Source organism: Indolivaga alginatilytica, assembly GCF_003201355.1.
Lineage (GTDB): Bacteria > Bacteroidota > Bacteroidia > Bacteroidales > Dysgonomonadaceae > Dysgonomonas_A > Dysgonomonas_A alginatilytica.
Window position 1 is genome coordinate 135,421 of the sequence record NZ_QICL01000009.1, and the last position, 23,606, is coordinate 159,026.

Sequence of the window (23,606 nt, forward strand, 5' to 3'; positions counted from 1 at the left end):
CGAATAGTACATTGGATTGAAAATACAATAAACTTGAAAATAATAATAATGAAAAAGAAATTTTTAGTAGTTACTGCTTTTGTCTCTTTGGTCTGTGCTAATAACTTATTTGCACAATACCCCAAGATTACTCCTGAGGTAAAAAAAGAGTCGGATGCAATGATGGCAGAGACAGAGCGATTATCAGACATAGCTTGGGAAAAAGCTTTGCCAATTATAGAACAACAGGCAAAAGAAGGTCGCCCGTATATTCCTTGGGCAGCTCGTCCAACAGATCTTCCTCAAGGCGAAATTCCGGCTTTCCCCGGAGCTGAAGGTGGCGGTGCATATTCTTTAGGTGGTCGTGGCGGAAAAGTTATTGTAGTTACAAGCTTAGAAGATAGCGGCCCCGGAACCTTCCGCGAAGCTTGCGAAACAGGCGGAGCCCGTATTGTCGTTTTTAATGTATCGGGAATCATTCGTATCAAAACTCCTGTTATTATAAGGGCTCCTTATATTACGATTGCAGGACAAACAGCTCCGGGCGATGGTGTTTGTATTGCAGGCGAAACTATTTGGGCAAATACTCACGATGTTGTTGTACGCCACATGCGTTTTCGCAGGGGTGAAACTTATGTCGGAAGGCGTGATGATTCATTTGGGGGAAATCCTGTAGGTAACATTATGATAGACCATTGTTCTACTTCGTGGGGATTGGATGAGAATATATCTTTTTATCGTCACATGTTTAATCCACAAGACGGAAGTAAAGACCTGAAGTTACCAACTGTAAATGTTACTATTCAGAATACAATATCATCTCAGGCATTAGATACATATAATCATTCTTTCGGTAGTACGCTTGGTGGAGAGAATTGTACTTTTATGCGTAACCTTTGGGCTAATAATGCAGGTCGGAATCCGTCGATTGGTTGGAATGGAGTTTTCAACTTTGTAAATAATGTAATCTACAATTGGGTGCATCGCTCTGTAGATGGTGGGGATTATACTGCTCTTTATAATATGATTAATAACTATTATAAACCGGGACCTTTAACTCCGATAGATAAACCTGTTGGACACAGAATACTTAAGCCTGAGGCAGGACGTAGTAAATTAGGTTATTTTGTTTTTGGTCGGGTATACGCTAATGGTAATATCGTGGAAGGTAACGATGCAGTTACAAAGGACAATTGGAACGGAGGTATTCAAGTACAGGAACAAAAAGACACTGAGGGATATACTGCCAATATGAAATGGGATAAGCCATTCCCTATAGATAATCCTTTTCCTATTATGCCTGCAAAAGAGGCATATAACTTCGTGATGGACAATGTAGGAGCTACTTTCCCTAAACGTGATATTGTAGACGAACGTGTTATTGAACAAGTGAAGACCGGAAAAGTATATTATAAAGAAGGATTAAATCCTGAAAGTTTCTATCAGTTTGAACACCGCCGTTTACCTGCTGATTCCTATAAGCAAGGTATTATTACAGATATTGAACAAGTAGGCGGCTACCCTGAGTACAAAGGAACACCATACAAGGATTCTGATGGCGATGGAATGCCTGATGCATGGGAAATTAAATACGGATTGAATCCGAATGATCCCTCGGATGCTGTTAAAGATCTGAATGGTGATGGATATACTAATATTGAAAAATATATCAATGGTATAGATCCTAAGAAAAAAGTTGATTGGAAAAATCCAAATAACAACTACGATACTTTAGCAAAAAGAAAGAGTTTATTTTAGGTTTAATAATAGTTTTGAATTGAAGGTAACTGTACAGGCTTAGGCTGTGCAGTTACTCTTTTAAAATTGAACTTATTAAGCAATATATAAATCTTAATTGCTATATTTAAATACTACAACAAATTGTTTACTTACTAAAACAATAAAGAGGTCTGAGACCTTTCTAGAAATCTGAATCTATGAAATCACTTATATTATTTGTTTCTGTTTTAATCTCCTTATCTGCTTTTAGTCAAAACAAAGAAGAGGAATATAACAAGGTTTTGACTCAAAGAGCTAAAAAAATAGTTAATACTCTTGACCTTAACGATAAATCTGTTTATGATGCTGTTACACAAGTTATCGTTACGCAGTACAAAGGTTTAGGAGAATTACATGATAAATCGGATGCCGACATCAAAAACGCCAAGCAAAATATAGCTGATAAAACAGCAAAAGAAAATGCTATCAAAGCATTAGATACAGAATTGAATTCAAACTTATATAATCTGCATTGTGCTTATATAGGTGCTCTTTCGGCTTATCTGACAAATGATCAGGTAGAAAAAGTAAAAGACGGAATGACTTATGGGGTAGTGCAAGTTACTTATACCTCATATCAAGATATGATCCCCTCGTTAAAACCCGAAGAAAAAAGACAATTATATGCCTGGTTAGTAGAAGCTCGTGAACATGCAATGAGTGCAGCATCTTCGAAAGAAAAACATGAATGGTTCGGAAAATATAAAGGCAGATTTAATAACTATCTTTCGAAACAAGGATATGATATACAGAAAGAAAGAGAAGAATGGCAGAAAAGAATCAAAGAAAAAGAAACCACTAAAAAATAATAGAGGCTTATTTTTATATTTTCAAGAGTAATAAAGTAAGTGAAAGTATTTAATGATAAATTTCACAAATGTAACGAACTTTAGTTATTGTACTTACCAAAGCAATAAATCAGTCTACGACTTTAAAAGTAGTTTATGAAAAAGATATGTGTTTGTTTATTATTTTTTTTAGCGGTGGGAATCAATGGATTTTCACAGAATAAAAAGGATTCACCTAAACCAATACCCCCTATAGTATTTAAAGATGGAAGGCTTTCTTATGCACCTGATAGCTTAGGTAATAGGATACCCGATTTCTCTTATTGCGGTTATAAAGCATCCGACGAGCCTATTCCGACTATTGATGCAAAGATATTTGTAGCATGGCAAGATGGAGATGTAACCGGTCTTCTTCAAAATGTAATAGACTATGTGGGTTCGTTACCTCTGGATAAGAATGGATTTAGGGGAGCGATCTTATTAGACAAAGGTTCTTTTAAAATTGAAGGACAATTAAAAATCCGACAATCAGGAATTGTTATTCGAGGTAGCGGTGTAGGAGAGAATGGAACAAATCTTATCGTATCAGGAAAAGACCGTCGTACATTAATTCGTGTTTTAGGACAAGATGATAAGAGATTAAACACAGCAATTAAAATATCCGATGATTATGTGCCTGTAAATTCATTTTCGGTTACATTATCAGTAAATCACGGATTAAAGATTGGGGATAATATTTTAATTCAAAGACCTTCAACGAAAGAGTGGATTGACAAATTGGGAACAGATCACTTCGGAGGAGGTATAACATCTCTAGGATGGAAACCATCGGAGCAGAATATTTATTGGGACAGAACAATTACTTCGGTAAACGGAAATAGAGTAACATTTGATGCACCTCTTACAACTGCCTTAGATCAAAAATATGGTGGAGGATTTATACTGCCTTACACTTGGAATGGGCGAATATCTAATGTGGGAATAGAAAACTTATCCTGCATTTCTGAATATGACTCAAGTAATCCCAAAGATGAAGCACATGCATGGATGGCAATAACAATGGAAAATACTTCTGATGCATGGGTACGTAATGTTATATTCAAACACTTTGCAGGATCGGCAGTTGCTGTTCTCGAATCGGCAAAACGTGTAACAGTAGAAAACTGTAAATCACTCGATCCGGTTTCAGAAATAGGGGGACAACGTCGATACACATTCTTTACATCTGGACAACAATGTTTATTTCAACGATTGTATACTGAACAAGGATATCACGATTTTGCTTTAGGATTCTGTGCTGCCGGCCCTAATGCTTTTGTGCAATGTCAATCTGAATTGCCTTATAGCTTTAGCGGTCCTGTTGATAGTTGGGCTTCGGGTGTATTATTTGATATCGTTAATATAAATGGTAATGCATTGAGTTACAGAAATAGGATGCAAGAAGCACAAGGTGCAGGTTGGAATGCAGCAAATAGTGTATTCTGGCAATGTACAGCGTCTTTGATGGAATGTTTTTCACCCCCCACAGCTCAAAACTGGGCATTTGGTTCATGGTCTGAATTTTCAGGAAACGGTTATTGGAACGAAAGCAATAATCATATCAATCCCAGAAGTTTGTATTATGCACAGTTGAAAGAGCGTTTGGGAGATAAATACACTAATAGGTCGAATTTATTGGCTGTGGAAACAGAAGCATCTAGTTCTCCACAAATAGCTGTTGCACAAGAGTTAACCAAGAAAGCATATACAACACCTTTAACCCTTTCGGAGTGGGTAGATACTCTTATTTTGAATAGCAATATTCCTATTGAAAAAGCAGGTATCAAAACCTTTGGACAAAACAATAAACTACTTACTGGTAAATCAATGGCGACTGCTTCACCATTATCTATAAAAAATGGATGGTTAGTGAGAAATAACACTATTCAAACAGGAGGTAAACACAATATACAATGGTGGAACGGAACAGTTCAGCCCTCTTATCTGAACAAATCGGCTAGTCCTCATTTAACACGCTTTGTTCCGGGAAGAACAGGTACAGGATTAACTGATGATATTGATTCTGTTAGTAGCTGGATGAAAAAAGAACATGTTCTTGTTCTTGATCATAATTATGGTTTGTGGTATGACCGCCGAAGAGACGATCACGAACGAATCCGTCGCATAAATGGCGAAGTATGGCCTCCGTTTTATGAGCAACCTTTTGCCCGTAGTGGGGAAGGCACTGCTTATGACGGGTTAAGTAAATATGACCTGACAAAATACAATGACTGGTATTGGAGGCGGCTTCGTCAATTTGCAGATCAAGCAGATCAAGACGAACTGATCTTATTTCATCAGAATTATTTCCAACATAATATTATCGAAGCAGGTGCACATTGGGCTGATAGTCCTTGGAGACCGGCAAACAATATAAATGATACGGGATTCCCCGAACCTGCTCCTTATGCAGGAGATAAACGCATCTTTTTGGCTGAGCAGTTTTATGACATAAATCATCCGGTAAGAAGAGAGTTACATCGTGCCTTTATTCGTAAATGTTTAGAGAATTTCAGAGGAAATAATAGTGTTGTTCAGCTTATCAGCGAAGAATATACAGGACCTCTCCATTTTATGGAATTCTGGTTAGATGTAATTGCCGAATGGGAAACCGAGACAGGAGAGAAACCTCTTATAGCTCTCAGTGCTACAAAAGATGTTCAAGACGCTATCCTTGCTGATCCTATCCGTTCAAAAGTTATTGATATTATAGACATCCGTTATTGGTTTTATCGTGAAGACGGTACTACTTACGAACCTCAGGGAGGATTAAACTTGGCGCCACGCCAACATGCCAGATTGACTAAACCGGGAAAAGTTTCCTTTGAGTCCGTTTATCGTGCAGTGAATGAATATAAAACAAAATATGCAAAAGCAGTTACCTATTTTTCGAATTCATATCCGCAACAAACATGGGCTTCATTTATGGCTGGTGGGTCTTTAACCAATTTACCTACTATTGCTAATAAATATTTCTTAGAAGCAGCTTCTTCTATGCAACCAATACAAGCACTGAATAGTACAAATCAGTATGTATTGGGAGATGAAAGTAAAGGCTTCATTATTTATACGAGCAATTCAACAATAGATTTAGATCTGTCTAAAGTGGCAGGTAAATTTATTGTGAATAGAATTAATCCTACAGATGGCTCAATTGTAAAAGAGAAAAATGAAGTAAAAGGAGGAACTCACATTCAATTAAAAAACACTGATACTAAGGATGTAGTTATATGGCTGCAAAAAAAATAAATACTATGAAAAAATCAATCTTATATATATTAGGACTAGTTCTTCTTATGTCCTGCAATACAAGTAAAAAAGAAGCAGAAAATACCACTCCAGAAAAAGAAGTTTATCTATTTACTTCTTTTCATGAACCGGCTAACGAAGGGCTTAGATTCCTTTATAGTTATGATGGATATAAATGGGATAGTATTCCGGGAATATACCTAAAACCCGAAGTAGGGGTGCAAAAAATAATGCGTGACCCTAGTATAGTTCAAGGACCCGATAGTACATTTCACTTAGTGTGGACTTGCAGTTGGAAAGGTGATCCCGCATTTGGTTATGCTTCTTCTAAAGACTTGATTAATTGGTCTGAACAACAGTATATTCCGATCATGGCATTCGACACAACCACCGTAAATGTTTGGGCTCCCGAATTATTTTATGATGACGAAGCAAACGATTTTATTATTGTATGGGCTTCAACAGTTCCATTCAAATTCGAAAAAGGAATAGAAGATGAAGATAATAACCATCGCTTATATTACACAAAAACAAAAGACTTTAAAGACTTCACTAAAGCAGAATTGCTGTATGATCCCGGATATAGCTCTATTGATGCTGTGATTGTTAAACGAGATTCGGCAGATTATGTTTTGGTTTTCAAAGACAATACACGCCCTGAACGGAATATGAAAGTAGCATTTGCAACAACTCCAACAGGAGAATATATTAATCCATCTGCACCCTTTACAGGTAATTTTACAGAAGGTCCTTCGGTAGTGAAAGTAGGAAATGAATGGCTTATCTATTTTGATGCTTACGATAAAAAGTCTTATGATGCAGTATCAACAAAAGATTTCAAAACATTTACCGATATAAATGATAAAATTTCGATTCCTGTCGGACATAAACATGGGACTATATTTAAAGCTCCCGAAAGTGTTTTGACTAAACTAAAAGCAGCTAAATAAGTTTTTAATTTGGTCTGTGACTTTAAATGATTATTATGAAAAAGAAATCAATTATACTATCCTTACTTTGTTTGAGCAGCATCTTCTTATCCAAGGCTCAAGAGGGTGTTTATTATACGGGAAAAACATTATCTAATGTGAACTATCACAATGGACGATTGAACCCTGCGGTAGGTACTCACAATATTCAAACGATGCGTGCAAATCGTGAGCATCCCGAAAAAGGAGACGGTTTCGGCTGGACTTACAATCATCAATCTTTTCTGGCATATTGGAACAATACATATTATCTGCAGTATTTAAGTGATTCTGTTGGTGAACATATACCTCCATCTCATACATTGTTACAAACATCAAAAGACGGCTACAGCTGGACTAAACCCGAAATTGTTTTCCCTAGATATAAAGTACCCGATGGTACAACCAAAGCCGGATATAATGGTGTTGCAAAAGACTTATACGCTATAATGCATCAACGCATGGGTTTTTATGTATCAAAAAGTAATCGTTTACTAATTATTGGCTTTTACGGTATTTGTCTTGATAAAAAAGATGATCCGAATGATGGAAAAGGAATAGGGCGTGTTGTAAGAGAAATAAAAGCTGACGGAAGCTACGGACCTATTTATTTTATACATTACAATCCAACGTGGAACGAGAAAAACACAGCTTATCCTTTTTATAAAAAGAGCAAGGATAAAGCATTTATTGCAGCGTGTGACGAATTAATGGCTAACCCTTTGATGATGATGCAATGGGTTGAAGAATCGGACGGTAATGATGCTCTTATACCATTGAAAAAAAAATACAAAGCATTCAGTTATTATCATTTAAACAATGGTGATGTTGTTGCTCTATGGAAGCATGCCCTAACTACGATAAGCAAAGATGGAGGTAAAACATGGCCGGGAAATGTTGCCCGTGCTGTTGGCTTTGTAAATAGTAACGCGAAAATATGGGGACAAAGAACCTCTGATGGAAAGTTTGCTACTGTTTATAACCCATCCGAGTTTCGTTGGCCATTGGCTGTATCAACAAGTGAAGATGGATTGAATTACACTAATTTATATTCTGTACATGGAGATATAGCATCGATGCGTTACGGTGGAAACTATAAGTCACGAGGACCTCAATATCCAAGAGGTATTCTTGAAACTAATGGTACACCTCCCGATGGTAATATGTGGGTAACATATAGTGTGAATAAGGAGGATATATGGGTGGCAAAAGTTCCGGTTCCCGTGACAGATAAAGCGATTAGTCATGCCGATGAAACCTTTGATTTGATATCACAAGGTAAAGAATTAGATACATGGAATGTTTACAGCCCGTTATGGGCTCCTGTCAAAATAGAAAAAAGATCGGATAATAAACGTTGGCTTTCGTTGAAAGACTGGGATCCGTTTGATTATGCAAAAGTAGAAAGAGTAATTCCCGAATCTAAGAATTTAGAAGCCTCTTTTTCGGTTCTGCCTGCCCAAAACAAGAATGGAAATCTACAAGTTGAATTTCAAAATGCTCAAGGTGATGCTTGTACCCGTATCATCTTTGACAATGACGGTTTGATAAAATTAAAAACCGGAGCAAGATATGCTACCTTAATACCCTATGAAGCAGGAATTGTATATGATATCAAAGTTTCTTTATCGACTTCTACGAGAAGCCTGACAATGAAAATCAATGATAAGGAAATCTCTACAAAATTATTTTTTAATCCCGTAGAATCTATACAAAGAATTGTATTCAGAACGGGTGATTTACCGACCGATCCTACTCCTAATGATTTGGCTGACAGAGATACCGATTTGCCCAATGCAGGAGCAGAAGACCCGAGAGCCGAATATTATATTTCATACCTAAAAACATCTGATCCATCAAATCATGCTGCAATTCTAAATGTGGATGATTATAAGCGTTATTCAGACTATTTTAATACAATGGAAGACGAAAATATAGCACAAGCTATTCCTAATGCTCAGTCTTGGGAGTGGATGAAAGCCAATATACCATTGTTTGAATGTCCTCAAAATAACTTCGAGGAGATGTTCTATTATAGATGGTGGTCTTTAAGAAAACATATCAAAGAAACTCCCGAAGGTTATATAATGACCGAGTTTTTAGTAAATCGTTCGTATGCTGATAAATATAATTTAATCTCTTGTGCTTTAGGACATCATATCTATGAAAGCCGATGGTTACGCGATCCTAAATATTTAAATCAATACGTACATGTTTGGTTTAGAGGAAATGAGGGAAAACCTATGTCGAAGCTTCGTAGTTTCAGTAGTTGGACATCCGATGCACTTTATAATAAATATTTGGTGGATGGAGATAAAAACTATCTGTTAGATATGTTTCCCGATCTGGAGAGCGAATATGCAGCATGGGAGGGAGATCATCGCTTACCAAGCGGATTATATTGGCAAGGAGATGTACAAGACGGAATGGAAGAAACCATTAGTGGTGGACGTCGTAAGAAATATGCCCGCCCAACTATCAATTCTTATATGTTTGGTAATGCAAAAGCTCTATCGGAAGTTGCCAAATTGAAAGGAGACAATGCTACAGCTCAGAAATATGAGAATAAAGCTATTGAGATTAAGAATTTAGTTCAAAATCAACTATGGAACTCAGATAGTATATTCTTTGAAACATTAAGAGAGCCCGGAAAATTTGCTTTGGTACGCGAAGCAATCGGTTATATACCTTGGTATTTTAATCTTCCCGACAATAAGACTGATTTTGCAAAAGCATGGTCTCAAGTGAAAAACGAAGATGGTTTTTGTGCTCCTTACGGACTTACAACAGCAGAACGCCGTCATCCCGAATTTCGTTCTCATGGATGCTGCAAATGTGAGTGGGATGGAGCTATCTGGCCTTTTGCCTCGTCTCAGACTTTAACAGCAATGGCTAATCTGTTGAATAATTACAAACAAGATGTAGTAAACGACAGTGTTTATTTTCGTCATATGGAACTATATGTAGAAAGTCAGTATCACAGAGGAAGACCTTATATCGGAGAATATCAGGATGAAGTAACAGGCTACTGGCTCAAAGGCGATCACGAACGCAGCCGTTATTACAATCACTCTACATTCAACGACTTGATTATCTCTGGATTGATAGGCTTAAAACCTCGTCCCGATAATACTTTAGACGTTAATCCTCTGATACCTCAAAATAAATGGGATTGGTTCTGTTTGGATAACGTTCCTTATCATGGAAAAACGGTTACTATCGTTTGGGATAAAACAGGAGGTAAGTATAAGAGAGGAAAAGGATTCTATATTATGCTAGACGGAAAAATTGTAGCTAAATCTGATAAATTGGAACGATTAACTTATAAGATGTAATGATACGAAGGATTCTATAAGACCTTTTTATTGCTATGGCAAGTCTAAAAATAACTGATAACTATGATTCTAAAATACAACATTAAATATTCTCTGTTATTTATATTGTGTACACTTTTTGCTTTTAATGCCTATCCGATAGATATTAAGGACCTGACTTGTGAAATGCAAAAGACACCATTAGCTATGGATAAAGCTAATCCTCGTTTTGGTTGGAAGCTGGCTTCTAATATACAAGGGGATAAACAATCGGCATACCAGATAACACTTACATCTAATGGATTGAAAATCTGGGATTCGGGAAAAGTAAAATCCGATCAAAGTCAATTAGTAGCCTATAAAGGTAAACCTTTGGAAAAAGGTAAACGCTATTTATGGACTGTGAAAGTGTGGGATGCAAAAGGTAAAATGAGTGAGAGCAAAAACACTTTCTTTGAAACTGCACCCGATTTTAATAATACAAAAACACAATGGATTGGAGCAATTACTCAAGCAAATTCCAATTTACCGATAGGTCGTCGCGATTTACATAGTCCATCCTTTAAGAAAGCCGAATACAAAGAGCTATATGATAAAATAAATCCATTAGCATTACGCAGTATTATATTGAGAAAATCTTTCAATACAAGCAAAACTGTGGACAAAGCAATTGTTCATGCTTCGGGTTTGGGACATTATAACCTTTCTTTAAATGGCAAGAAAGTAAGTGAAGATATTTTTACCCCTGTATGGAGCGATTATGATAAGACGGTTTACTACAATACTTATCAAATAGATACTTTACTAAATAAAGGAGAAAACGTTATCGGGATAACATTAGGCAATGGCTTTTACAATACGGTAGGTAATCGTTATCGGAAATTGTGGGTTTCTTTCGGACCTCCAACTTTATTTCTTGAAATGCATGTGTATTATACGGATGGCACAAGTGAAATAATTACTTCTGATGAGTCGTGGAAATACGCACTTAGTCCTATCACATTCAATGATATTTTTGGGGGCGAAGACTACGATGCCCGCTTAGAACAAAAAGGATGGGATAAACCAAACTTCAATGATAAGTTATGGAAATCGGTTGTTATCCAAAAAGCTCCAGAAGGAATTCTTCGTGCCCAACAGATTACAAGTGTTCGTAGCATGAGAGAATATGGAGCAGTATCGATGTCTAAAATAGATACCAGCTATGTTTTGAATATGGGACAAAACCTTTCGGGTTACCCCGAAATAAAAGTTACAGGCAAAAAAGGACAGACAGTTAAAATTACCCTAGGAGAGTTGTTGAACGAAGAAACAGGGAAAGTTTCTCAAAAGCAATCGGGAGGACCACATACATATTCCTATACATTAAAAGGTGATGGAGTGGAGGAGTGGCACCCTGAGTTTACTTACTATGGTTTTCAATATCTTCAGATTGACGGGGCTAATGTATTATCGTCAGATGGTTCGGATAAGCCATTGATTGTAGATATAAAATCACACTTCATATATAATTCAACTAATGAGAACGGGCATTTTGAATCTTCGAACGAGATTTTTAATAAAGCGCATCAGTTGATTAAAAATGCTGTGAGAAGTAATATGCAGTCGGTATTTACAGATTGTCCTCACCGCGAAAAATTAGGATGGCTAGAAGAAACGCACTTAAATGGCCCGGGACTTCTTTACAATTGGGACTTGACTCAGTTCTTTCCCAAAGTAATGCAGGATATAGCAGACGGACAACAAGCAGATGGACTTGTACCCAATATAGTTCCCGAATATGTAGAGTTTGGCAAAGGACTCGAAGTATTCAGAGATTCTCCCGAATGGGGAGGTGCTGCAGTTATTGTACCATGGATGTATTATCAGTTTTATGGAGATAATGCCTTGATTGGGGAATACTACAATGTGATGAAGCAATATGTAGATTACTTAACTTCAAGATCAACAAATCACATAGTTTCTCATGGATTGGGTGATTGGTACGATTATGGAGAACATCGTGCAGGATTCTCTATGAATAGCCCTGTTGAAGTGTCGGCTACAGCTCATTATTACTATGTCACACATTTGTTTGCAAAAGCTGCAAAGATGTTTAATAAGTCTAATGATGATAAAAAATATACAGTTTTAGCTCAGGATATAAGAAAAGCGTTCAATGAGAAGTTCTTAGATAAAAACACGATGCAATATGGCTCTGGTAGCCAGTTTTGTAATGCCGTAGCTTTATTTATGGGTATAGTGGAGCCACAAAATAAAGTTGCTGTACTTCAAAATCTGAAAGCTGATATTCAGCAAAGAGGTAATCGATTGACAACAGGTGATGTAGGCAACAGGTATTTATTTCAGGCTTTGGCTCTTAATGGTGAAAGCGAACTAATGTATTTAATGAATAACCATACCGATGCTCCAGGCTATGGCTTTCAAATACAATTTGGTGTAACAACTTTAACAGAACAATGGGATCCACGTAAAGGTGCATCATGGAATCACTTTATGATGGGACAAATAGATGAGTGGTTTTTTCATAGTTTAGCAGGAATCGTTCCATCAACACCCGGATTCAAAGAGTTCACAATACAACCACAACCTGTGGGTGATTTAACCTGGGTAAAAGCTAATCACGAAACATTATATGGAAAGATAGCAGTGAATTGGAAAGTGGAGGATGATACATTCTACCTATCAGTTGATGTACCCGTTAATACTCGTGCTACTATTATATTACCCGATGGTAAGAATACAAAAAGAATAGTTGACTCAGGAGAACATTTACTAGAGTGTAAATTAAATAAAAAGTAAAGATTGACATAGTGCTTTGAAAATATAACCAGATAAAAAAATAAAAGGTCTGAGACCTTATAATATTTTAGAAGAATTGAAATGGAATACAGAAGAATTGGAAATACAGACATGAGGGTGTCTACTCTGAGTTTTGGAGCTTCTTCATTGGGTGGAGTTTTCCATTCGTTGAAGGAGGCCGAAGGTATAAAAACAGTACATACAGTAGTCGAAAATGGTATAAACTTTATTGATGTATCACCCTACTACGGACATTTAAAGTCGGAGATTCTATTAGGAAAAGCTTTAAAAGAAATAGATAGGAGTAAGTATTATTTGTCAACAAAAGTCGGTCGATATGGGGAGAATGGTATCAACCTTTGGGACTATTCAGCTAAAAAAGCAAAGGAGAGTGTATACAAAAGTATGGAGCGTTTGAATGCCAACTACATTGACTTGATTAATATACACGATATTGAGTTTGCAGATTTAGATCAGGTTTGTCATGAAACATTACCTGCTTTAGTCGAATTGAAGAAGGAAGGTGTTGTTGGACATGTTGGGATTACTAATCTGACATTAAAGCATTTTAAATATGTGATTGATCATGTTCCTAAAGGAACAGTTGACAGTGTTCTTTCATTCTGCCATTACTGTCTGAATGACGATGCTCTGAGTGACTATCTTGATTATTTTGAAGCTAATGGGGTGGGGGTTATCAATGCTTCTCCCTTCTCTATGGGATTATTAACTGAAAGAGGTGTTCCCGATTGGCATCCGGCACCGAAACCATTAATAGAGCTTTGTAAAAAGGCGGCACAACATTGTAAAAGTAAAGGGAAAAGTATCGAACAATTGGCTGTGAAATATTCAATAAGTAATCCTCGTATTTCGACCACTTTGTTTAGTACTACCCGTTCAGAAGCAGTTCTTCAGAATCTGCAATGGGCTGAAGAACCTTTAGATATTCAATTGTTGACAGAGGTACAGGATATTCTGAGATCAAGGCTTCGGGATACTTGGTTGAATAGCTAAGGTCTCAGATGTTTCTATTATTTTTGGTAAACATAACACTACTGACAGTTATATTCCTTAAATTGAACACAAATTTTAATTAAGAAACTATTAAATCTAAGATGTATGAAAATTAAAATTATTGATGCACATGCACATCTTTGGCTGAAACAAGATGCCGAGGTAAATGGACTTAAAATACAAACATTAGATAACGGACGTTCACTTTTTATGGGAGAAGTTCGTCAAATGCTTCCTCCATTTATGATTGACGGATGTAATACTGCCGAAATATTTTTATCGAATATGGATTATGCACAAGTATCGTCGGCAGTTATTACGCAAGAATATATAGACGGCTTGCAGAATGATTATTTGTGGGAAGTTCAACAGAAATATCCCAATCGTTTTTTATGTTGTGGTATGGTCGATGCTCGTCAGCCTGATTATTTTGAACATGCCAAGCAGTTAATAGAACAGGGATTTAAGGCTATTAAGATTCCTGCTGAAAGATTAATAGAACCACATAAACAAACATTCCTGACATCATCTGAGATGATGAAAATATTTAAGTTGATGGAGGAAAAAGATATTCTGCTGTCTATTGATCTGGCAGAAGGTGACACTCAAATTGCAGAAATGGGAGAAGTAATTTCAGAATATCCAGATTTGCGTATCGCAATAGGGCACTTTGGGATGGTAAACCGACCTAACTGGCAAAAACAGATTAAGTTAGCCAGATATAAAAATGTAATGATCGAATCGGGAGGAATAACCTGGTTGTTTAATGATGAATTTTATCCCTTTAAAGGAGCTGTATTAGCTATTAAAGAAGCTGCTTCGCTTGTAGGAATGGAAAAATTGATGTGGGGATCAGATTATCCCCGTACGATTACAGCTATAACTTATCGTATGTCTTACGATTTTATATTGAAGTCTGATTTACTTTCTGAAAATGAAAAACGTTTATTTCTGGGAGAAAATGCTGCTCGATTTTATAACTTAAAAGATTTAGTAGAATTACCTTATATTAAAAATATGTCCGAATGAAAAACAACACATACAGAGGATCATTAATATTAATTTTCAGCCTGTTTTTTATATGGGCAATCAGTAGTAACCTGTTGCCAACCATGATTCGGCAATTGATGAAGACCTGCGAACTTAACACATTCGAGGCATCATTTACCGAAACTGCTTATTGGCTTGCTTACTTTATATTTCCCATACCGATAGCTATGTTCATGAAAAAATACAGTTATAAATCGGGAATTGTTTTGGGGCTTCTTATAGCCGCTTTCGGAGGATTTTTATTTCTTTTGGCAGCAGATATAAAAGAGTATTGGGTATATCTCGGCATATTTTTCATTATAGCAACAGGTATGTGCTTTTTGGAAACCGCCGCCAACCCTTATGTAACAGCCTTGGGTGACCCTAACACATCGGCACGAAGGCTCAATCTGGCTCAATCGTTTAACGGATTGGGGGCTTTTATTGCTGCCATGTTTTTAAGTAAGCTTGTTTTGAGCGGACATACTTATACACGGGATACACTGCCAACCGATTATGCAGGAGGATGGGAAGCATATATTCAGTTCGAAACCGATTCTATGAAATGGATTTATCTGCTATTGGCTTTTGTTTTGGTTATGATAGCAGTTCTGTTTATCTTTTTCAAGTTTCCTAAAATAAAAGAGGAAGAAACCGAAGAAGATTCAGGGAAATTAATCGACTTTAAAGTTCTGAAACGTTCTCATTTAAGATGGGGGGTAATCGCACAATTCTTTTACAATGGAGGACAGACAGCTATCAATAGTTTATTTCTGGTATATTGCTGTGTATATGTTAATATGGAAGAACATGTGGCAACTACTTTCTTCGGGCTTTATATGCTGGCTTTCCTTTTAGGCAGATGGATAGGTACATTATTTATGGGCAAATTCAAGCCTCAGAATATGTTACTTCTATATGCTATTATAAATGTACTGCTATGTATTGTGATAGCTGTATTCGGTGGAACGATAGGACTCTATGCTATGTTGGGAGTATCGTTCTTTATGTCGATAATGTACCCAACGCAATTTTCGCTTGCCTTAAAAGATTTAGGATCAAATACTAAAAGCGGATCGGCTTTCTTAGTTATGGCAATTGTGGGGAATGCCTGTTTGCCGCAAGTAACAGCTTATTTAATGCACCTTAATGAGCATATTTATCAGATTGCTTATATTATTCCTCTTATATGTTTCTTGTTCTGTGCTTATTATGGATGGAAAGGTTATAAAGTGGTAGATTGAACGTAAACGAAAACTTTAATAAAAATAATAACGAAATAAAACAATGAAAGCAATACAAATTGTTCAACCCGGAGAAATTAAGATGGTTGAACTGGAAACACCAATACTTCAGGAAGATGAAGTTTTAGTAAAGCTGCATTATGTGGGATTCTGCGGATCAGACCTAAATACATATTTGGGAAAGAATCCAATGGTTAAACTGCCCGTCATTCCCGGTCATGAAATAGGAGCCGTTATAGAGTCTGTAGGGAGTAAAGTTCCTTCAACTATTAAAGTTGGATTGCCGTGTACGGTAAATCCGTATACCAATTGTAGTAATTGTCCTTCTTGCCGGAATGGTCGTCCTAATGCCTGCCAGTTTAATGAAACGTTCGGGGTTCAACGTAATGGGGCAATGGCTGAATATATTGCCGTACCATGGAGTAAAGTTATTATTGATGCTGATTCGCAACTCTCTCCCAAAGATTTTACATTGGTTGAGCCTATGAGTGTAGGTTTCCATGCGGTATCCCGAGGTGACATTTCCGACCTTGATATTGTTATGGTTATAGGCTGCGGCATGATTGGTATAGGAGCTATTGTTCGTTCTGTAATCCGAGGGGCTACGGTTATTGCCGTAGATATGGATGATGAAAAACTGGCATTGGCTAAACGCCTTGGGGCACATCATACAATTAATTCTAAAACAGAAAATGTTACAGAAGTTTTAAAAGGTCTTACTAATGCTTGTGGAGCTGACGTTATTATTGAAGCTGTGGGTTCACCTATAACGTATCAGATGGCTATAAATGAAGTTGCTTTTACAGGTAAGGTAGTGTGCATTGGTTATGCAAAAAGCGAAATAGCATTCGAAACTAAGTATTTTGTTCAAAAAGAGTTAGATATAAGAGGTTCACGTAATGCTATGCCTGAAGATTTCAGGAGTGTAATGAAATATTTAAAGAGGGGAACGTGCCCTATCGATGAACTGATTAGCGGCATCTACAAGCCCGATGAAGCTCAACAAGCTTTAATCAAATGGCAGGAAGATCCGGGCAAAGTGTTTCGGTTGTTAATTCAATTTTAAGGTTGAGAGCCATAGATTGGAAATCTAAAATCTATGGCTTTTTCAATTTTGCAATATTATTGTAAAAAAGTGTGTGATAAATTAATTATTCGGGATATGAACTAAGATATTCGAAGATGAAATCATGTTCTTTTAGCTTAGTAATTAATTCTCCCAAATTATTCTTTTCATTTACTTTTGCAAACATCTGGTCATGCATCAATAACACAACATGTTTTGGTGTAAATGTTTTAGAGGAATGATAAGAATTCTCAATCTCTGTTATCAATTCATCAATACTTTTTAGCGGACTGTAATCTTTTGCATTGTATGTCCATTCAACATCCCATCCGTATATTTTATAACCGTTTTCAGCTAATAATCCGGCAGATGTAGAGCCTGTCTGCTTGTAATTTTTTGTCTTTTCACCTGTTTGCCATAAGTTACGTCCGGGTAGTCTGGCTATTTTATGCAAGATATTAAATTCGTTTTGGTTTTTCTCGAAATCATTTAGAACTAATTCCGGATTCTTGTAATAATCAGTGTATTTATTATTGGCATGCGAATAACTATGGTTATAAATTTCCACATAAGGGTTTTCTTGAAACATGCTATAATATTTCCGAAATCTACTACTGCCATCTATTGCATTACCCACAACAAAAAGGCTTGTTTTTATTTTTTGATTTAATATAACACTGTCAATATATTTACTTCCATTGAGAGGTGCATCATCAATTGTAAGATAAATATATTTTAGCGGACTTAACGAGTCTTTCTTTTCTATTACAATTTCGGGGTGTGCTATCGAATCGGTTATTGGAATAGTCGGACTTTCAGAATTCAGTGTGTTTTCGTTATACGAACAACTTATATTCATAATTAATAAGATGGTAATGAAGAATAGGGAGTTTACTCTTTTCATGATTTTTTCAGGTTACATTGTTGTATATAAAAGTGTTGTTAGTTATTAGTTCTGCTTGCCAAGAAGGCATAGAATTCCATGATCGGAGCAGTAAGCTCCAATTTCAATTAATTAATAAATATCTAAGGCGGTTATTTTATTCTATTCGCCAGATAATATAGGATATGTTTTGAGGAAGATCGGATAGTTCTTCACCAAATTCGTGAAGAATGTGTTCTTTGTCGTAATACCATCCATAGGCATTGCCTCCAACCAGATATATGGCATTTGATACACCTATATCAATTAAAGCTTGCGAGAAGTCGTGGAAAGATTCGGTATTTTTACTTTCTATCATTAGAACCTGTTCATTTCGAACAGCAAGGGCACGGCGAACAGATTTATTTTTCGGTTTATTTTCAACCAATTCGCCATTATGTACGAGAGGATATTGTCTGAAAAAAGAACCATTATTGTTAATAACCTGTTCCAGTAAAGGAGTCGATTCACCTATGCCAATAGTAATTGTTTTATTATCAATGGCACAAAATCCTTTTTTTGCTACACCTCGAGATAACTGTTTGCCCGAAAGGACAAAATCTCCTACAATTTCTTGGTTATCTTTACGTATATCTGCAGCCATTGCCGCAAAAATTATAGTCGAATCGGATTTATCAGGCATTCCCAATACTAGTGACATCGTAGCTTTATGGGGAATATAAACCGACAGGGGTACATCATTTATGGTGTCGCTTAATATTTCGAGATATCCTGCCTTATCTGAATTATCGGTGCTGTCTATCGGCATTAATATACTTTCTTGCGAGGTATTCTCCGGTTCAAAGTAATATTCCGGAGTTTGTTCTTTAGTAAAGAAAATTACATATATGGCTATAAGAATTATTATAAAACAAATAGAAAAGATAAGCCATTTTCCTTTTGCTGCAATTTTTTTTCTTTCCTGAACTTCTGATCCAAGAATATATACTTCGTTGTCTTTATTATTCTTTGTGCTCATATTCCAATCCTCCTGCTTTTTATACTATCTTCTAAGACTGTTTTCAGCGCTTTCAATGCTTCTTTAGAAGCCGAGAGGGTAAATTTATTGGAGAAACTGCTGTCCGAAAGTACAATTTGTTGCTTTGATACATTAACGTAGTAAATATACTTACCATTAATTATTAAACTTTTTCCTAAACGAATAAATGTTTGTGCATCAGTACCCAATTGTTGTTCTATTATTTTTTCGAATGAAGCCAAATTGAATGTAAACACATGTTCATCCTTATTGACGAGTGTCATTGTCGAATAATTACCATCCGACAATATGCATACAATTCGTTCGGGAGAAACCCGAATTACCTCATTGCTATTGGTTAATACTAAAAACTTTGACATTATTCACTTTTTTATAATACAAATATATGCCTTTCGCGGCATTTAGTATTATCTATTTATTTCCATTTTATAAAATGGGCAGTTGGATGTATGAAACTATCGAATCTGATGATGAAATGTATTTGAGGGCTTCTTAATAGGTCAGTAACAAGTGTTTTTTTCTTATAAAATTGTAAATCAGTAATAAATCCACATCAAAGTAGGCTTTTTACTGTTTTGTAGTTTTTTATCCATATACGTCATCATTTTATCACTTGTGACAGGGCATCCGAAGCTCCATCCCATAGGTAAATGCTGCGGATATATCTCTTTATCGGGCAAAGGTGTATGAGAATGAAATACGATAATACGTTTGTATGCATTGTTATTAGTCTTTTCGAGTCCATGCATTTTGTAATGCACATTAATTCCCCATTGGCTGTATGAACGTATTCCCAGCTTATATTTTCCCAGTGAAGAACATAAACTGCCTTCGGTGTTACTGAATACTGGTTTTGCTCCTGTACTTAGGTTTTCGCCTTTACCACAACCATGTGCACATAAAGCTTTTCGGTCGATACTGTTTGTTTTGAAATTCCAGACAAACATACGATTTCTTCCCGAGTGAATTTTCAGATCAATTAAGACACAAAAGTCTGTATTGTAATTGTTCTTTTCGCAAAAGGCTATAGCCTCATTTGCTTTTTGCTCCAAACGTTTTTGAGCCTCTGTATCCTGTGTATCGAGTGGTTGACCTGAAATATTATTGCAAGCAGAGAAAAATACCAAAACAATAGCTGTTTTGACATATGTGATAAATGAATAATGCATATATATGTTAGATTAGTGTACTTTGTGTAAAGTACATAATTCTTATTCATTTTACAAAATAGCAATAAAGAATTTTTTATATAAAAGAGGAGTCTGTACATTTTCCCGGAATGTGTTTATCAAATACAAATTAAAAGGAAGGCTTTCATTCAGTTTCAAATAGCAACAACAGACGATATAAATGAAAATTCAAACATCGAATTAGGAAGCGTATGGATCGAATAAAAAATGATTTAGTGAAACCAATAACCTTTAAGTTCTCAAAAAGTACCGACTGACTCTTTGCTATACTTACAAAACATTAAATAGGTCTGAGACCTTCATTTGAATAACTACCTTAAATAAAAAATTTAACCATGAAGAGATGTATTAGTTTAAAAAAGCTTATCCATTTTCACCTCATAATAGAATGATTATAGAATATTTCCCGTCTATATCTGTAACTGTTCCCAATGTGGTATCTGAAACTTTGATTATGACACCAATCATGGGTTCTTTGTTTTCTTCGATCACTGTTCCTGTGACAGTTCTGTTCGCCTGCAAACTATTTTGTTCTATAGGGCGAGGTGTTGCATTTATCATCAATGGCACTATAAGTAATAATTCCTCAGGGAAAGGATGAACTTGTATTCTCTTACCTTGGATACGATATCCAAAGTATAATTATAACAAACAACAATACTTTAAACGTTCAATTACAACCAAAGTCGCAGATGATTTCTGAACTTGTAGTTATAGGTTATGGTTCGCAATTGAAAAAAGACCTGACAGGTACAGTTACCAGTGTTTTAATCCATGATTTATGAATTCGCCTGAGCAATTAATAAACGGAAAAGGAGCTCAATAAGTTAATTATCTATAATTTATAAATGTATGATAATGAAAAGTATAGCTGTTATCAATAAAATTTAATATAATTATGTCATCTTAACTAAAATTAAAACAACATGAAAAGAATCTGTCTAATACTTGTAACTTTTTTAGCATTTAGCTGTACTGACGAAAATATTGTTGAACCTATTAAAGAGGACGTTATAATCAACAGTCTGAGGTCGAGTTTAATAATACCGCAAGGAGAGTGGGAGAATTGGGCTTCGGTTAAATTAGTAAATATTGACAATCCTGTAAATGTGCCATGGAACAGAATGACTTCTGCAACTACCATTCCAGACAAGATTCGATTTGATATAAAGGCCGAAGATGGATGGATTCTTTTGCGAAATACAATAAGTGAAAAGCAACCAAAGTTGAATTATCTTATTTTTTATAATCAGTTTACTGGATTTCTGAAAGGATTCTATTATCTAGAAACCGCATCTGTTGGAAATAACGCATATTGGAGAATTTATTTTGATAGTGGTTCTCAAAAGCTTCTATATAATCAGGATGGCTTTTTTACGTACCCAGTCTCTCTTAATAAGGAAATCTCAGGAGTAAATATTATGAACATCACAGATAATCCAGTAAAAGGATTTACAGAAGGATGGAATTGCTTTCAAGTTGAGTTGACATTTGATCCCTTACAACCGAATCTAACTCTTGGAATTACAGCGTTTCAACAAAATATAGGATCTATAGTTCTAAAAGGAGACTATAACTCCACTTCTTCTGGAACTATCATAAGTTCTCCATCATCATCATCATCAATACCAACGGCATTAGACACATTTAATAAGAGTACTATAACAGCAGTAGCCGATAGTGCAAAAAATTGGATATTAAGTAATATAAGCATTGGTGGAAGTAAGAAACCTATAAAAAATGTGCTTCAAAATACAATTACAAGTATTGTAAATAATGATATGAAAAGCTATGTAAGTTCGGGGATCAGTTTAATTTTCGGCTCTTTTATGGGGAGTAGTGTATCCACAGCAACTACAAATAATTATACTCTTCAATTTAAAACTTCAGGTGAAATATCACTTACGGGTCGAACGGAAAATCCTAGCACAACCTCAATTCCATCACTAAAGATTTCTATAGATAATGAAAGAAAACTTGGTATCTGGAATTTACCTAATGCACCAGTTGTAGAAGTAAATAAATATGCCGTTTTAAAAGATATATCTATGTTTTACAATAATTCATATCTCTATAAATATGACTTTACTAAATTTATTGTATACAATAGAAGTATCCCTGTGATAAATCCTTCATTAAGCCCATATATGACTAATTATAAATATTCTTTTATTTATTCAAATGGGCATATGAAAAATGAAATATATAATTCGACAAGTAATTCAAAGAAAGAGTTACAAGCCGAAAACAAAAGTAAAATAGAACTTTCTAAGTATGTAAACTTTTATGCTGATAATCAATCTGGAGATTATTTAAACTTTATAATTTATCAGAACGACTCTTCTCTTATTCGTTTTCATAATCGAGGGGGAATGCCGTATATGTCTTATTCGAATAATGCTGTTTTTGATGTATTACCTAATTCTGCATATGGCAATCAAAATGAACCTGCTTACAATTTAGCTAGTACCAAGAATGTTATGAATACAGAAGATATTAAAGTCTCTATTGAATATACTATTCTTGTTAATGGGGTATCAAAAACTTTCTATTCAACTAGAACATACGATCCTGACTATGAGTTTGCTTCTAATTTATCATACCGTCCATATTTATGGACAGCAAAAGATTTAATGGCTTATTTTAAAAAATGAAAATTTCATAATAATTAAATTGCCTAGAGGCTGTTTTTTTATTGGAAACTGAAGTGCACCCAAAAATTTTCTACCTAATCTTTTTGGGGGCACTTTACACATGGGCAAACCCTTCGAAACAAACAAAACCTTCTGCTTGGACTGACTTAAGTTTTGACAATCTGAAAAAGGCAGTGGCCGCTCATACAACCGAAGTTCTGAGTACCGTAAAATCGAATGGAATAACTCCTGAATGGGTACAAGTAGGAAATGAAACAGGCAATGGTATGTTATGGGAAGACGGTAAAGCTTCCGAAAACATGAAAGGATATGATGCCGTGAAAGCGACATTTCCAAATGCAAAAGTGATTGTCCACCTTCAAAACGGACAAGAATAATTGGTGCGAATCAGCAGTTGATCATTTATCTATAAATAGATGTAAAGTAACAAGAATGAATAAGGAAAATAAGACATTGAAAAAAGTGTCACTTTTGCTCAGTACATGACAAAAAAAGAGCAATAAATCAGGTAATTTATTGATAATAAGTGATTTTTCATTTTGAAAAGACCTTGATTTTACGTATCTTAG

17 protein-coding genes are annotated in these 23,606 nt (G+C 35.6%); 12 read left to right on the top strand and 5 right to left on the bottom strand.

What is annotated here, in order from left to right:
* Nucleotides 1–48: 48 nt before the first annotated feature.
* The 10 genes from CLV62_RS09075 to CLV62_RS09120 all read left to right on the top strand — a co-directional run bounded on the left by CLV62_RS09075 (nt 49) and on the right by CLV62_RS09120 (nt 17,271).
* Entirely contained in the window at nt 49–1,737 is a 1,689-nt protein-coding gene (locus CLV62_RS09075; RefSeq protein WP_110310465.1) for a polysaccharide lyase, read from the top strand.
* Between the two features lie 179 nt (nt 1,738–1,916).
* Complete coding sequence (locus tag CLV62_RS09080) at nt 1,917–2,567, top strand: DUF3826 domain-containing protein (protein WP_110310466.1); 651 nt, start codon at nt 1,917–1,919, stop codon at nt 2,565–2,567.
* A 135-nt stretch (nt 2,568–2,702) separates the two neighbouring features.
* Entirely contained in the window at nt 2,703–5,834 is a 3,132-nt protein-coding gene (locus tag CLV62_RS09085) for a DUF6298 domain-containing protein (RefSeq protein WP_110310467.1), read from the top strand.
* Nucleotides 5,835–5,839: 5 nt separating this feature from the next.
* The gene (locus CLV62_RS09090) at nt 5,840–6,784 is read left to right on the top strand and encodes a glycoside hydrolase family 43 protein (RefSeq protein ID WP_110310483.1); all 945 of its coding nucleotides are present in this window, start codon (nt 5,840–5,842) and stop codon (nt 6,782–6,784) included.
* A 35-nt stretch (nt 6,785–6,819) separates the two neighbouring features.
* Complete coding sequence (locus tag CLV62_RS09095; protein ID WP_110310484.1) at nt 6,820–10,137, top strand: MGH1-like glycoside hydrolase domain-containing protein; 3,318 nt, start codon at nt 6,820–6,822, stop codon at nt 10,135–10,137.
* Nucleotides 10,138–10,200: 63 nt separating this feature from the next.
* Nucleotides 10,201–12,918, top strand: coding sequence for a glycoside hydrolase family 78 protein (locus CLV62_RS09100; protein ID WP_110310468.1), 2,718 nt, complete (start codon nt 10,201–10,203; stop codon nt 12,916–12,918).
* An 81-nt stretch (nt 12,919–12,999) separates the two neighbouring features.
* Complete coding sequence (locus tag CLV62_RS09105) at nt 13,000–13,932, top strand: aldo/keto reductase (protein WP_110310469.1); 933 nt, start codon at nt 13,000–13,002, stop codon at nt 13,930–13,932.
* 105 nt (nt 13,933–14,037) lie between these two features.
* On the top strand, nt 14,038–14,961 hold the full coding sequence (locus CLV62_RS09110; RefSeq protein WP_110310470.1) for an amidohydrolase family protein: 924 nt from the start codon (nt 14,038–14,040) through the stop codon (nt 14,959–14,961).
* The gene (gene fucP, locus CLV62_RS09115) at nt 14,958–16,205 is read left to right on the top strand and encodes an L-fucose:H+ symporter permease (RefSeq protein ID WP_110310471.1); all 1,248 of its coding nucleotides are present in this window, start codon (nt 14,958–14,960) and stop codon (nt 16,203–16,205) included. Before CLV62_RS09110 ends, fucP begins: the two co-directional genes overlap by 4 nt.
* 43 nt (nt 16,206–16,248) lie before the next feature.
* Nucleotides 16,249–17,271: a zinc-binding alcohol dehydrogenase family protein gene (locus CLV62_RS09120; protein WP_110310472.1), complete on the top strand. Its 1,023-nt coding sequence runs from the start codon at nt 16,249–16,251 to the stop codon at nt 17,269–17,271.
* Between the two features lie 85 nt (nt 17,272–17,356).
* On the opposite strand, the gene CLV62_RS09125 is transcribed toward CLV62_RS09120, so the two are convergent.
* From CLV62_RS09125 to CLV62_RS09145, 5 genes are all read right to left on the bottom strand, one after another.
* On the bottom strand, nt 17,357–18,175 hold the full coding sequence (locus CLV62_RS09125; protein WP_110310473.1) for a polysaccharide deacetylase family protein: 819 nt from the start codon (nt 18,173–18,175) through the stop codon (nt 17,357–17,359).
* Between the two features lie 136 nt (nt 18,176–18,311).
* Entirely contained in the window at nt 18,312–19,172 is an 861-nt protein-coding gene (locus tag CLV62_RS09130; protein WP_110310474.1) for a phosphodiester glycosidase family protein, read from the bottom strand.
* Entirely contained in the window at nt 19,169–19,552 is a 384-nt protein-coding gene (locus CLV62_RS09135; RefSeq protein WP_110310475.1) for a LytTR family transcriptional regulator DNA-binding domain-containing protein, read from the bottom strand. The genes CLV62_RS09130 and CLV62_RS09135 overlap by 4 nt, the downstream gene beginning before the upstream one ends.
* Nucleotides 19,553–19,729: 177 nt before the next feature.
* Nucleotides 19,730–20,362: a murein L,D-transpeptidase catalytic domain-containing protein gene (locus tag CLV62_RS09140; protein WP_110310476.1), complete on the bottom strand. Its 633-nt coding sequence runs from the start codon at nt 20,360–20,362 to the stop codon at nt 19,730–19,732.
* A 399-nt stretch (nt 20,363–20,761) separates the two neighbouring features.
* Nucleotides 20,762–20,944 (bottom strand): carboxypeptidase-like regulatory domain-containing protein, encoded by a 183-nt coding sequence (locus tag CLV62_RS09145; RefSeq protein ID WP_110310477.1) that lies wholly within the window; start codon nt 20,942–20,944, stop codon nt 20,762–20,764.
* Nucleotides 20,945–21,309: 365 nt separating this feature from the next.
* Between CLV62_RS09145 and CLV62_RS09150 the strand changes: the two genes are divergently transcribed.
* Complete coding sequence (locus tag CLV62_RS09150; RefSeq protein WP_110310478.1) at nt 21,310–23,037, top strand: hypothetical protein; 1,728 nt, start codon at nt 21,310–21,312, stop codon at nt 23,035–23,037.
* 83 nt (nt 23,038–23,120) lie between these two features.
* The gene (locus CLV62_RS09155; RefSeq protein WP_317048078.1) at nt 23,121–23,414 is read left to right on the top strand and encodes a glycosyl hydrolase 53 family protein; all 294 of its coding nucleotides are present in this window, start codon (nt 23,121–23,123) and stop codon (nt 23,412–23,414) included.
* Nucleotides 23,415–23,606: the final 192 nt, after the last annotated feature.